13 protein-coding genes are annotated in these 12,924 nt (G+C 34.4%); 7 read left to right on the top strand and 6 right to left on the bottom strand.

Annotated elements, in window-relative coordinates; genetic code table 11:
* Nucleotides 1-244: 244 nt before the first annotated feature.
* Together ORNRH_RS00290 and ORNRH_RS00280 are read right to left on the bottom strand one after the other, a co-directional pair.
* A complete protein-coding gene (locus ORNRH_RS00290; RefSeq protein ID WP_014789919.1) occupies nt 245-1,624 on the bottom strand; it encodes a cytochrome ubiquinol oxidase subunit I in 1,380 nt (459 codons plus the stop codon).
* Nucleotides 1,625-2,098: 474 nt separating this feature from the next.
* A complete protein-coding gene (locus ORNRH_RS00280) occupies nt 2,099-2,851 on the bottom strand; it encodes a phosphatase PAP2 family protein (protein WP_014789918.1) in 753 nt (250 codons plus the stop codon).
* A 189-nt stretch (nt 2,852-3,040) separates the two neighbouring features.
* On the opposite strand from ORNRH_RS00280, the gene rho reads away from it, so the two are divergent.
* Nucleotides 3,041-4,768, top strand: a complete 1,728-nt coding sequence (gene rho / locus ORNRH_RS00275) for a transcription termination factor Rho (RefSeq protein WP_014789917.1) — start codon at nt 3,041-3,043, stop codon at nt 4,766-4,768.
* A gap of 190 nt (nt 4,769-4,958) precedes the next feature.
* Here rho and ORNRH_RS00270 read toward each other — a convergent pair whose 3' ends face one another.
* The 3 genes from ORNRH_RS00270 to ORNRH_RS00255 all read right to left on the bottom strand — a co-directional run bounded on the left by ORNRH_RS00270 (nt 4,959) and on the right by ORNRH_RS00255 (nt 6,872).
* Nucleotides 4,959-5,300, bottom strand: a complete 342-nt coding sequence (locus ORNRH_RS00270) for a hypothetical protein (RefSeq protein WP_014789916.1) — start codon at nt 5,298-5,300, stop codon at nt 4,959-4,961.
* Between the two features lie 8 nt (nt 5,301-5,308).
* Nucleotides 5,309-5,962: an ATP-binding cassette domain-containing protein gene (locus ORNRH_RS00265; protein WP_014789915.1), complete on the bottom strand. Its 654-nt coding sequence runs from the start codon at nt 5,960-5,962 to the stop codon at nt 5,309-5,311.
* 367 nt (nt 5,963-6,329) lie between these two features.
* Nucleotides 6,330-6,872, bottom strand: a complete 543-nt coding sequence (locus tag ORNRH_RS00255) for a hypothetical protein (RefSeq protein ID WP_014789913.1) — start codon at nt 6,870-6,872, stop codon at nt 6,330-6,332.
* 407 nt (nt 6,873-7,279) lie between these two features.
* Between ORNRH_RS00255 and ORNRH_RS00245 the strand changes: the two genes are divergently transcribed.
* The 6 genes from ORNRH_RS00245 to lepB are packed head-to-tail and all read left to right on the top strand — an operon-like array spanning nt 7,280 to nt 12,535.
* Nucleotides 7,280-8,053, top strand: a complete 774-nt coding sequence (locus ORNRH_RS00245; RefSeq protein ID WP_014789911.1) for a ParA family protein — start codon at nt 7,280-7,282, stop codon at nt 8,051-8,053.
* Between the two features lie 20 nt (nt 8,054-8,073).
* Nucleotides 8,074-8,961: a ParB/RepB/Spo0J family partition protein gene (locus ORNRH_RS00240; RefSeq protein ID WP_014789910.1), complete on the top strand. Its 888-nt coding sequence runs from the start codon at nt 8,074-8,076 to the stop codon at nt 8,959-8,961.
* Nucleotides 8,958-9,527 (top strand): DUF5683 domain-containing protein, encoded by a 570-nt coding sequence (locus ORNRH_RS00235; RefSeq protein WP_014789909.1) that lies wholly within the window; start codon nt 8,958-8,960, stop codon nt 9,525-9,527. The genes ORNRH_RS00240 and ORNRH_RS00235 overlap by 4 nt, the downstream gene beginning before the upstream one ends.
* A 7-nt stretch (nt 9,528-9,534) precedes the next feature.
* Nucleotides 9,535-10,242, top strand: a complete 708-nt coding sequence (gene dapB, locus ORNRH_RS00230) for a 4-hydroxy-tetrahydrodipicolinate reductase (protein ID WP_014789908.1) — start codon at nt 9,535-9,537, stop codon at nt 10,240-10,242.
* 13 nt (nt 10,243-10,255) lie between these two features.
* Nucleotides 10,256-10,933 (top strand): hypothetical protein, encoded by a 678-nt coding sequence (locus ORNRH_RS00225; RefSeq protein WP_014789907.1) that lies wholly within the window; start codon nt 10,256-10,258, stop codon nt 10,931-10,933.
* A gap of 60 nt (nt 10,934-10,993) precedes the next feature.
* A complete protein-coding gene (gene lepB / locus ORNRH_RS00220) occupies nt 10,994-12,535 on the top strand; it encodes a signal peptidase I (RefSeq protein ID WP_014789906.1) in 1,542 nt (513 codons plus the stop codon).
* A gap of 88 nt (nt 12,536-12,623) precedes the next feature.
* On the opposite strand, the gene ORNRH_RS00215 is transcribed toward lepB, so the two are convergent.
* Nucleotides 12,624-12,902, bottom strand: a complete 279-nt coding sequence (locus tag ORNRH_RS00215) for a hypothetical protein (RefSeq protein ID WP_036600788.1) — start codon at nt 12,900-12,902, stop codon at nt 12,624-12,626.
* Between the last annotated feature and the right edge of the window lie 22 nt (nt 12,903-12,924).

The following is a 12,924-nucleotide window of genomic DNA, read 5'->3' as shown; positions in this document are numbered from 1 at the left end:
AAGAAATTCTTTTGAAAATATGGATTTATTTAGTGTTTTTTAATTAATTACTTCAACTGCACAAATTTAATTAAATTCTCAGAGAAATCCACGAGTTAAGTTACAAAGTTTTAAATAATCTTTTCAAGTGTTCGCTACTTATAGCTGAAAATATTAAATTTTGATTTGCTTTTAATTAAACAAGTTCTACAAAATAAAAAAGTGCAAAAAATATCATTTTTTGCACTTTCATGAAATCTGTAATTTATTTCGAATCAAAGAAATGAGAAATTTCCTCTTGTTGTGGTCTTTTTTCGTCCTCGCTTTCATCGTATGGTCCGTGCATGATTTTCTTGGTAAGCATGTAGAAAAATAGGCACAAAAGCAATAAATAAACCAGAGTAAATAATACTAGTGAGAACATAATTTGATTGGCACTCACGGCTTTGCTCAAGGCATCGCTCGTGCGTAAAAGTTTATAAACTACCCATGGCTGGCGTCCCATTTCGGCTGCAAACCAACCTACTTGATTGGCGATTTGTGGTAAAATCACACTGAAAACAAAAATTCTTAAAAGCCATTTTTTCTGAAATAATTTGCCTCTATACAGCTGGATTGATGCGTACACGCACAACAAAATTAAAAATATTCCAATGGCTACCATGAGGTGATAAAATTGGAAAATTGCATTGATCTGTGTCGGGATTTCATCTTGCGGAAAACCATTTAATCCCCTTACAGGTGCATCGAAATCATGGTGCGTCAAAAAGGACAACCCGCCAGGAATATAGAGCCCAGTAACTTCTTGTGTTTTCTGATTTACCCAGCCCATGATGTACAAATTAGCTTTAGCATCTGCGGCATAATGTCCCTCGAGTGCTGCTAATTTTTCTGGCTGATTTTTGGAAACACCATCGGCAGTAGCATGCCCAGAAAGCAATTGAGAAAGGCTCACGATTGTTGCTACAACTAAGGCATATTTGAAAGCTAATTTAGAAATTTCTACATAACGGTTTTTAACCAAATAATATGCATGTACACTTAAAACCAAAAAGACTCCAGCTAAAAATGCACCTTGCCATACATGGATGATTCTATCTACCGAAGACGGATTGAAAACCATTGCCCAGAAATCGGTAATCTCGGCGCGAGCTTCCATACCCTCGCCCACGATTTTGTAGCCTGCAGGCGTTTGCTGCCAGCTATTTGCCACCACAATCCAAATGGCAGAAAACATGGAGCCAAAGAACACTCCAATGGTGGAAACTAAATGCACCCAGGGTTTTACGCGATTCCACCCAAAAAGCAAAACGCCTAAAAATCCACTCTCTAGTGCAAAAGCAAAAATCCCTTCGGCAGCGAGTGCGCTACCAAATATGTCGCCCACATATTTTGAATAAGTCGCCCAGTTGGTTCCAAATTCAAACTCCATCACGATTCCTGTCGCTACGCCGAGCCCAAAAGTAAGTGCAAAAATCTTTGTCCAGAATTTGGCAAGTATTTCATACTCTTTCTTTTTGGTTCTAATGTATTGGCTTTCGTAGATTACCATCATAAGCCCAAGACCAATGCTGAGCGGCGGATAGATGTAGTGAAATGCAATGGTGAATGCAAATTGAATCCTTGCTAAAATTTCGGTATCCATAGTTGTATTTTTTAATCCAAAACAAAATTAAGATTAAAATTCATATTATGAATAATATTTTATGAATCATAGATTATTTCTTCTTTTAAATATCTTTTTTCCCGCTAATAGTCCATTTTAAAAAATCATCAAAACTTTAGATCAATTGATGAATATTTTTACAAAAAAAAAGAGAAGTTTTTAAATAACTCATCAAAAATTTTACTCGATGTATCGAAAATTTTGAGTGAATTATCGAAATTTTTAGGTTCACTGTACAAAACTTTGCATAGGTGGTCTAAATTTTTGCTTGATGTATCGAAATTTTTCTCTTTTCTATCCAAAAATTTCTCTTCCGTAGAGAAAATTTCTATGTCGATAGCCAAAATTAAACCTTCGATAATCTTGTTTTCTTTTTTGCTAACCTTTGTTTTCTGGGAATGAGCGAAAATTTAATCAACAATCTCTCCACTTTCTTTAAAAATTTAATCTTTGCTAAAATTTATAAACCAAATTGAAACAAAATATCTTATCTTCTTTACTTATAAATAAAGCGTAATTGTTTTTTAATTTTTTGTCCACAGAAAATTTATCCACCAAAAGATAAGAAAGCTTGGTAGAAGCCACGCCTATTCCCGCTCCTGCAACAACATCGGAGAGCCAATGCCTATTGTTGAAAACCCGCATAATTCCCACTCCCGTGGCTACCGAATAGCCTGCAATCCCTATCCAGGGCGATGTATCGCGGTATTCTGTTCGTAAAAACTCGGCAGCAGCAAAAGCAGTTGCCGTGTGCCCCGAAGGAAATGAATTATCGGCAGAGCCATCTGGGCGTGTTTTTTTTGATAAACTTTTGATGGGAGTTACGATAGAAGTCGTGATAATCACGCTTCCTGCATAAACTACAAGAGCCTTTTTCCAATTATTTTTCCCCTCTACTCCCAGTGCTTTTAATCCAAAAGCAGCCATGGCAGGAGAAAACTGAGCAATATCATCTATCTTATTATGAAAATTGGGGATATTTTTAGTCCGAAAATCTTTGACATAGCTATCCACACCTCTCAAGCTATTGTTATTCAACTCTGCAAAACCATAAATAAACAAACCACTTGGAATAATAAAATTCCTTAGTTTCTGAATATTCTGTTTAGCATCTTTTACGTCTGATGACACAGAATCCTTAGGCATATCAACCTGAGCATAAAGAAGATTGCCTGCAAGCATAAGAAAGTATAAATACTTTTTCATATAACTATTATCTCTCTAGAATACGCAAATGTAAAAAAACGAAATAATTTAAGGTTGATTTTTAAAATATTTCGTATAATTGCACTCGGAAAATACACTTCTAAAACAATCTGAAAGCGTAAAAACTTAGCGTTTTTAAGATTTAAAACTAAAAACAATCAAAATTATACAATTTTATTAATACCAAATATGTTCGATCTTAACGAATTAACGAGTAAAAAAGTTGCTGAGCTTCGCGATATTGCCAAAGATATGGGGCTTAAGGGCTTTCAACCACTTAAAAAACAGGAGTTAATCTATCTGATTTTGGATCAACAAGCATCTAATGCTGTGGCTCAAAAATCAACTTCTGACAGAAATAAGCAAAAGAAAAATAAACATTCTGAGAAGAATCAAAACGAGCAGAATGAAGCATCGCAAGAGCAGAAACAGCGTAAAAATGTTCATCAAAAAGAACAGGCACACACACCAGACGATGTTTCTAAAAGCGATAATGATAAAGACCAAAACGAGTCTAAAAACAATAACAACCGCCGCAATAATAAGCAAAATAATCGCAATCAAAATAACAATAACCAAAGCAACGGCGGAAATCAAAAGCAAAATCGCAACAACAATCAGCGAAACCAGCACAACCACTCCAATCAACAAAAGGCTAATCAGCCAAACAATAACCAGCAGAATAATAACGAAGAAAATAATAATCAAAATGCTGGGCAACAAAATCAAAAAAACAACCATCAGCAGCAAAATCAAAAGGACAAAAAGCCTAGAAATAAATTCTTGGATCCGAATTTTGAATTTGATGGAATAATAGATGCAGAAGGTGTTTTAGAAATCATGAACGAAGGCTATGGTTTCCTACGCTCATCAGATTACAATTACCTCTCATCTCCAGATGATGTATATGTTTCTCAATCTCAGATTAAACTATTTGGTCTTAAAACAGGAGATACCGTAACGGGCGAAGTGCGCCCACCGAAGGAAGGCGAAAAATATTTTCCACTTTTAAAAATAAAAGAAATCAATGGGCGCGATCCAGAATATGTGCGCGATCGTGTAGCTTTTGAGCATTTAACGCCACTTTTCCCTAATGAGCGTTTCCACATTGCAGAAAAAAACAATACTATTTCCACTCGTATTGTAGACCTCTTCTCTCCTATCGGGAAAGGACAGCGTGGTATGATCGTGGCTCAGCCTAAAACAGGTAAAACCATGCTCATGAAAGACATTGCAAATGCCATTGCAGCCAATCACCCAGAGATTTATCAAATCATTTTGTTGATTGATGAGCGTCCAGAAGAAGTAACCGATATGCAACGCAATGTGCAAGGCGAAGTAGTAGCTTCTACTTTTGACGAGCCTGCAGAACGCCATGTAAAAGTTGCCAATATTGTGCTCTCTAAAGCCAAAAGATTGGTGGAATGTGGGCACGATGTAGTGATTTTGCTCGACTCAATCACTCGTTTGGCGCGCGCCTATAACACCGTAGCACCAGCATCGGGCAAAATCTTGACAGGTGGTGTAGATGCCAACGCGTTGCACATGCCAAAAAGATTCTTCGGAGCCGCAAGAAATATTGAAGGCGGAGGATCGCTCACCATCATCGCCACAGCACTTATAGATACAGGCTCTAAGATGGACGAAGTGATTTTTGAAGAATTTAAAGGAACTGGAAACATGGAGCTCCAATTAGACAGAAGAATTGCCAACAAACGAATTTTCCCTGCCATTGATTTAATTTCATCGAGCACGCGTAGAGATGATTTGTTGCTTGATGAGCCAACCTCTCAAAGAATGTGGGCACTTCGCAAAATCATGTCTGATATGAATCCTGTAGAGGCAATGGAATTCTTAAAAAGACAAATTGAACTCACTCATAGCAACGAAGAATTTTTGGTTTCTATGAATAAATAATATTTGGAAAATCAAATTTTGATATATTTTTTACAAAAGAGAGAAAATGAAATTCTATATAATTTTGTTTTCTCTTTTTTTTATGACTGAAAATTAAAATAGTGCTTAAAAGAATAGTCTCAGCGAGGGGCATAATTACGCCCCTCGCTGAGACTATTTTCCTCAAAAAAAAACTTTAAAATTAGTTTTGCTAAAATCTATCTATTTTATTTTGCTTTAGCCTAGCATTCAAAAAAGAATTTTGTACAAAGTATAATATCAGCAATACTTCAAACAAGATTGGAATGTTGAAAGGCAACAATCCACCATCATTTATTTTTTGCAGTTTAGTTTTATCAAACTCAATCATTTGAAGTGCTTTCTCTATTTGAGCATCCGAAACTTCAGTTTGTTGAGTCAATTCAAGATTTTGCGTTAATTCTTTGTAATAAAAATTCTGTTTTTCGGCGTTTTTTACTCTTTGAGTGACATCAATAAGCAAAACAATGGATAAAATTCCTAGTAATATTCTGGCAATTAATTTTTTATTCATAATCTCTCTTATTTAGTATATCCAAATTTCCTTAAATCTTCAACTTCTTTCATTAAATAAGAACTTCCTTGATTGAGGATATAAATTTTATCTGAATTATTAATGATTTTATCATACATATGATCTGTGATTAGAAATCCTTTGTTTTTCCTTTGCTCGTTGATGACCTCAATTATTTTCTCTGTGTAAATTGGGGAGATATGGCTAAAGGGTTCATCTAACATAGAAAAATGAGACTGAGCTATGATTATTACATAAACTTCGACCAATCTCCGCTCTCCTCCCGATAAATTTGAAAAACGAGTATTTGTTTCAGATTTTAAATTAGAAAATCTTTCTAAAAATACATTTAAATCCAATTTAAAATGTTTAAATACATCTACAATTTTAAGCGAATCAGGTATAAAGTTGAACTGCGGTAAATAAGTTATTAAATCTGAATGCAAATACGCTTTCAATAATACTTTTTTGTCAATTCTCACCGATTTACTTAACGGTTTTAGCTTACCATAAATAATATTCATTAAACACGACTTTCCCTGTCCATTTCTACCAAGAATGCCCACTACTTCTCCCGTCTTGCATTGAAGATAAATGTTTTGCAATATTCTCCTTTCGCCAAATTCTAGCATTATCCCATCAGCTTCTAGAGTGTGAATCATCTCAAATAATTTATAATTATAGTCAGTGAAATAAAAACAATGAACTCTAAGGATACAATGGAACTCCAGATAAATGATTTGCTAACGCCCAAATTTAAATAGTAATACATGTTTCTGGATTTATATTCTCTTTGGTATAAAAAGATTAATCCCAGAGAAATTACTTTAACCCAAAAAGCATTACTAACAGCAGATAACCCATAGGTATAAATCATATACATGCACCAAAGAGTAATGATAAAACTTAAAATCCAAAAGCCACGATAATAAATCAATACTAATTTAAATTTCCTAATTAAATCGTTCATTTTTCATTACTAAATTAAATTTGGTGTCTTCTTTGCAAATTATCCTTTTGACATATTTTTTATTTAAATTTCAAGGAATTAATTATAGGATCCATCAATGATCTAAATTCCTGAACATTATTGCCAAGATACATAATATAGACTGTTGCGACTTTATCTTTAGCCAAAGTCACTAAATAGCAATATTTGTATTTATTTTTTGTAAAATCACCTTTAACTTCTGTAATAGTTACCGAACCAAAATCTGCGTTAAATTCATTTTTCACATCATTTGAACTCAAAGTCATAATCCTGTTTGCTTTATTTACACCACCGATGTTGCTTGCCGCAATGAGCGTATATGCATCTATATCTTTAGCTGTAATATTCTTACCTTCGAGAGCTTGGACGATTCTATAGCGAACTTCAAAATCTTTATTCGGCATTTTAATCGCAAAATCATACGGCATTTGTGCATTTTCTATCACAGGGACATTTTCAAATGATTTAGGATAATCAAAAGTTAATTGATTATCTTTTAATCTTTTATCGAATTCAGGCGTTACTTGCGCAAAGGTTAAACTCATTGCTAAAAAAGAAAGTGTTAAAAATACTTTTTTCATTTTTTTATTGTTTAATAATTTCAGCCATAAAGCTACTGTTTTTTTTGATACTTTTAAGAATTATTTAAATGAAATTTATCAATAAAAATAAAAACCAAAATCATAAATCGAATGAATCTATTTGGTGTGGAAAATTTAATTCCTTTATTCAAAAAATAAGGAAATACAAAGAAAAATGGCACCGAAATAAAAATCGGGGTTTTTAAAAACCAACTGTAAATTTCTACGCTCATAATCTTTTTTATAGTTCTCAAAATTAAATATTTAAACTTTTAAAATCAAGAATTAAACTTTAATTTACTATAAATAAGCGAAATACTCCAATTGTTGAAAAAAAATGTGCAGTTTTTGCTATAAACATTGATAAATATAGTATTTTTACATTTCTAAATAATATTCAGAAATTAATGGGTAAAATTATAGCAATTGCAAACCAAAAAGGCGGTGTAGGAAAAACCACCACAGCCATTAATCTATCGGCAGCGGTAGGAATTTTAGAAAAAAAGACACTTCTCATCGATGCAGATCCGCAAGCCAACGCTTCGTCGGGCTTGGGCATTGATATAGAAAATGTTGAAAAGGGAACTTATGAAGTGCTTGAACATGAGGTTTCTGCCAAAGATGCAATTGTAAAAACAGATTCTCCGAATTTGGATTTAATCCCTGCGCATGTGGATTTAGTGGCTGCCGAAATCGAATTGGTAGATACAGAAGAGCGTGAATTTATGTTGCAAAAGGCTTTGGCTCCTATCAAAGACGAATACGATTACATTTTTATAGATTGTGCACCATCGCTTGGGCTTATTACTTTAAACGCCCTTACTGCGGCAGATTCTGTAATTATCCCAATCCAGTGCGAATATTTTGCATTGGAAGGTTTGGGCAAATTGCTCAATACCATCAAGCGTGTGCAACAGTATCACAATCCTTCGCTCGATATCGAAGGGCTTTTGCTCACTATGTACGATGCGAGACTTAGACTATCCAACCAAGTGGTAGAAGAAGTAAGGAGCCACTTCCCAAATATGGTTTTTGAAACCATTATTCAGCGAAATGTGCGTGTGAGCGAAGCACCAAGTTTTGGTGAATCTATCATAAAATATGACGCGGCAAGCCGTGGTGCAGAAAATTATTTGCACCTTGCACATGAATTTTTGAAAAATAACAACGATAAAATTTAATTGATTTTACAATTTATACTATGGCTAAAGAAAAGAAAAGAGCATTAGGGCGTGGGCTTTCAAGTTTATTGGTGGCACAAGATGAAAATGTGAACTCAGCCAATGATGCGGGAGCTAAAGATTTGGTGGGAAATATTGTAGAAATCGCCATAGATAAAATCGTTCCCTATGCCAATCAGCCAAGAACTTATTTCGACGAAACAGCACTAGAAGAATTAGCACAATCCATTAGAGAAATCGGGATAATTCAACCCATTACCGTAAGAAAAAATGGTGATAAATTTGAATTAATCTCAGGAGAAAGACGCTATCGTGCTTCGCAATTGGCAGGTTTAGAGAGCATTCCAGCCTTTGTGCGCTTGGCAGATGATGCAGTGATGCTCGAAATGGCTTTGGTAGAAAACATTCAGCGAGAGGATTTAGATGCCATTGAAGTGGCTTTGAGTTTTCAACGCTTAATTGATGAAATAAACCTTACTCAAGAGGAAATGAGTAAACGAGTGGGGAAAAACCGCTCTACCATTACCAATTATCTTCGTTTATTGAAACTAGACCCAATTATCCAGACAGGAATCCGAGATGGCATGATTTCTATGGGGCACGGAAAGGCACTTATTGGGATTGAATCACCCGAGGAGCAACTTGAAGTCTACGAAAAAATCATTGCAAAAGCATTATCTGTGCGCCAAACAGAGCAATTAGTGAAGAGTTTGAAAAACAATGATTCGGCAGAAGCTCCTAAAGAAAAAAGCACTTTGCCAAATGATTTTAAGAAAACACAGAACGACTGGAGCCAAAAATGGGGCACAAAAGTGGAAATCAAACGAAATAATAAAGGAAAGGGGAAAATTATTTTAAACTTCTCGTCTGATGCCGATTTCCAACGACTAAAAGATCTGCTTCAATGAAAATAAAATTTAGCATACTCGGCTTTTTTCTTATGTTTTCGGTTTTTGCTCAATTCATTGAAAATAAAGAAATTTCAAAGGATTCTATTTATATATCTCAGCCACTAGACAGCGTTCAAGTCTACCAAAAAAATCCTATGAAAGCGGCTCTTTATTCAGCCGTTTTGCCAGGATTAGGGCAGATTTACAACAAACGCTATTGGAAAGCCCCGATTGTTTGGGGAATGATTGGCACAGGAGTAGGAATTACGCTTTGGTACCAGAAAAAGTATGATGAATACCGAGATGCTTTTATTGCAGAAATCAATGGAAAGCCAAATAGATACCACGGCATTTATACCAAAGAAGTACTTGCTCAAGCGCAAGATTACCAAAAACGAAATCGGGATTATGCCATTGCGCTTACTATTGTGGCATATGCGGTGAACATCTTAGACGCGACCGTGGATGCGCACCTATACGAAGTAAGAAAAGACAAAGATTTAAAAATAAAACCTGTAACTATTTATAGTCCAGCTACCAACGAGCTAAAACCTGGACTTGCTTTAAGTTTTACAATAAAATAAAGAAATTATGAATATAGCCATTGTAGGATACGGAAAAATGGGGAAAACAATTGAGCGTTTAGCCAAAGAAAAAGGGCACAAAATTGCCGTAATTTTCGACAAAACGCCCACACACTCAGAGTTGAGAGATCACAACATTGATGTGGCTATTGAGTTTTCGCATCCAGATGCTGCTTTTGAGAATTTAAATGTTTTGCTCGGTAGCAATATCCCTACGGTATGTGGCACAACAGGTTGGCTTGGGAAACTTGACCAAATCGAGCAAAAAGTTACGCAATACAATGGTTCTTTTCTTTATGCCTCTAATTTTAGCTTGGGCGTGAATCTATTTTTTGAAATCGTGCAGCAAACGGCTCAACTGATGAAAGATCAAGATTTGTATGATTTAAAACTTACAGAAATTCACCATACGCAAAAGAAAGATGCACCAAGCGGAACCGCAATTACCATCGCCGAAAAAATTATGCAAAAAACAGGTTTTGAGCATTGGTCTTTGGACAAAAAAGAAGGCAAAAAAGACATTCCGATTTATGCTTTGCGCGAACCAGAAGTACCTGGAACACACATTGTAGAATATTTTTCAGACATAGATTCTATTGAGCTAAAACATACAGCTAATTCAAGAGATGGTTTTGCGTTGGGAGCTATAAAAGCAGCAGAATATATTTATGATAAAAAAGGAATTTTTACGATGAAAGATGTTTTAGGAATTTAAAAACTCACACATCATGTTTCAAGTCTACAAAAACAAAATTTTCAACATTGTAATTCTAATTGTTGCAATTCTCACGCTTGCTATTGAAATCATTTACTTAGTTAAGGGATTTTATAACCTTGAATTTGTAAATTTTAAAATTCTTTTGATGATTGGCGTTTCAGGTGCTACCGTTGCCTCCTTTTTTGTAGACAAATTGAAATCCGAATTTTGGAGTAATTTTTTAATTACTTTAAATATTTTAAGTTTTATAGAAATATTGCTTTTTCTATTTTTCCATTCTTTCATCAATAGCATTCAATACATAGATGAAAACAATTCATTTTTAAGCCTAATTAAGCCAAATATTGCAGTTTTCATCTACAATATTTTATGGCTTGTTTTCTATTCCATTTTATTGCATTTTGCGATAAAATATTCTTCATTTTCAGTCATTAAGAGAAAAAAAGATTATGGTATTTTTGCTTTTGCTTATTTTTTAGCTTGGTTGCCTGAATTGATTAAAAATACTTATTTAAATAAGAACATTATAAATTATGATTCTTTTTGGATTAGCCTTGTTCTTTTATTCTTATTACTCTCTACAAGCTGGTTGCGCTACCGAGAAAAAATCAATTTTAAGCTATTTTTTTATTTAGGACTAGTCTTATGGTTCATTTTAAGTTTTATTTCATTTGTGAAAATAGGGTAGATTAAAATTTATTCAAAATAATTTATTACTTTTGAGAACTATTTTATAAACCAAATTATTATGTGGATTAGTACTTGGACCGGCTGGTTCATCTTTTTTATCGTAGTGCAAATCATTCACTTTCTGGGCACTTGGAAACTTTATCAAAATGCAGGAAGAAAGGCATGGGAAGCCGCTGTTCCCGTTTACAATGCGATTGTACTTTTAGACATCATCAAACGCCCAAAATGGTGGGTAATTCTTCTTTTTCTACCGATTATCTCTCCTATTATGATTATGATTTTGTGGGTAGATTTTATTTGTTCTTTTGGCAAAAGAAGTTTTGTAGATGGGCTTTTGGTAATTGTAACACTTGGATTTTACATTTATTATTTAAATTATGTAGAAAAACCTGCCTACACAGGGCCAGAAAAACGCAAAGAAACCGTGATTTCTGCATTGCTTTTTGCGGTAATTTTAGCCACTACCATTCACACCTATTTTGTGCAACCTATGATTGTGCCTACGGGCTCCATGGAAAGTACTATAAAAATTGGCGATGCGCTTTTTGTGAGTAAGAATGTCTACGGAACTCGCTTGCCGATTACGCCCGTGGCGGTGCCGTTTGCCGATTTGTTTTCAAGAAACTTGTTTGTGGAGAAACTGCAATTGCCATACGAAAGAATCCCAGGATGGCAAAAAGTAAAAAAGAACGATATTGTTGTTTTCAATTTCCCGATTGATTCGGTATTTTCTCCAATTGACAGAAAAGATAGCTATGTAAAACGATGCGTGGGAGAACCTGGAGATATCATTGAAATCAAAGCTTCTGAATTGTTTGTAAACAATCAAAAATTTGTACCGAAAAAAGATGCTAAAGTTCAATATGCGTACAATGTGATTTCTAAAACGCAATTTAGTCCTAAATTATTAAAAGATCAGCTAGACCAATTGAGCTATGACCCTACGGCTTTGCAAAATCAGGCTGACTATACTGTATCGCAAGTACAAGGTGGTTTTGCGTATCATTTCTTTGGTTTAGATCAAGAAATGTATCAGCAATTGAAAAACAATCCAAATGTCATAAGCATTGAGAAAGAGATTTTACCTAAAGGGCAAGCGGATCCTGCTGTTTTTCCAAAAGGAGCTCCTTGGAACCGCGACTGGTATGGTCCCCTTCAAGTGCCTAAAAAAGGGATGACCATTGAGCTAAACCTTGAAAATCTTGGAAATTACATCGATGTGATTAAAAATTACGAAGGTAAAAACATCAAAATGCAAGGCAATCAACTTACAATTGATGGCAAACCTGCAACAAAATATACCTTTACACAGGATTATTATTTTATGATGGGCGATAACCGCGATAACTCGTTTGATTCTCGTTTCTTTGGTTTTGTTCCAGAAACACACATCATCGGAAAACCATTTTTTACTTGGGCAAACTTCAACCAAATTGCACATTTTGAGCCAAAAGACGGCTGGCGTTTAGAGCGTTGGTTTACCATTCCAAACAACGATGAACCGAATAAAACCAGCTATCTCTGGATAGGCGGATTAATTTTAGCCTTATTCTTTGGCTGGGATTTAATCTTTAGAAAAAAGAAAGATAAAAAGAAATAATCTCATCAAAAAATAAAAACCCCGTTGTGTGAATCACAACGGGGTTTTGTTTTTTATTAAATATCTTAATTTAGATTTAGGGATTTTATTATTCTAACTTTAAACTAATCCCTAATTCTTTTGCCTTCATTAAAAATTCACGATAATCTAATGAGCCGATAACATGGGATTGAATAATGCTGTCGCAATTTATTTTATTACAATCAACATTTTCTAAGGAGAAATCTTTTCTGATTATCCAGTAGTTTTCTTTATTATCTTTTATTCGTATTGTTTTGGCAATTATCCAATCATTATTAGATTTTACAGATTCAACATATTCAGCGTAATTCCCTTTTTCATCATAATGATTTTCAAAAGTTGGCACAACATATATTCCCCCTTTGCAA

The sequence above is a fragment of the Ornithobacterium rhinotracheale DSM 15997 genome (assembly GCF_000265465.1).
In the GTDB taxonomy this organism is placed as follows: Bacteria; Bacteroidota; Bacteroidia; order Flavobacteriales; family Weeksellaceae; genus Ornithobacterium; species Ornithobacterium rhinotracheale.
This window is presented reverse-complemented; position numbering and strand designations above follow the sequence as displayed.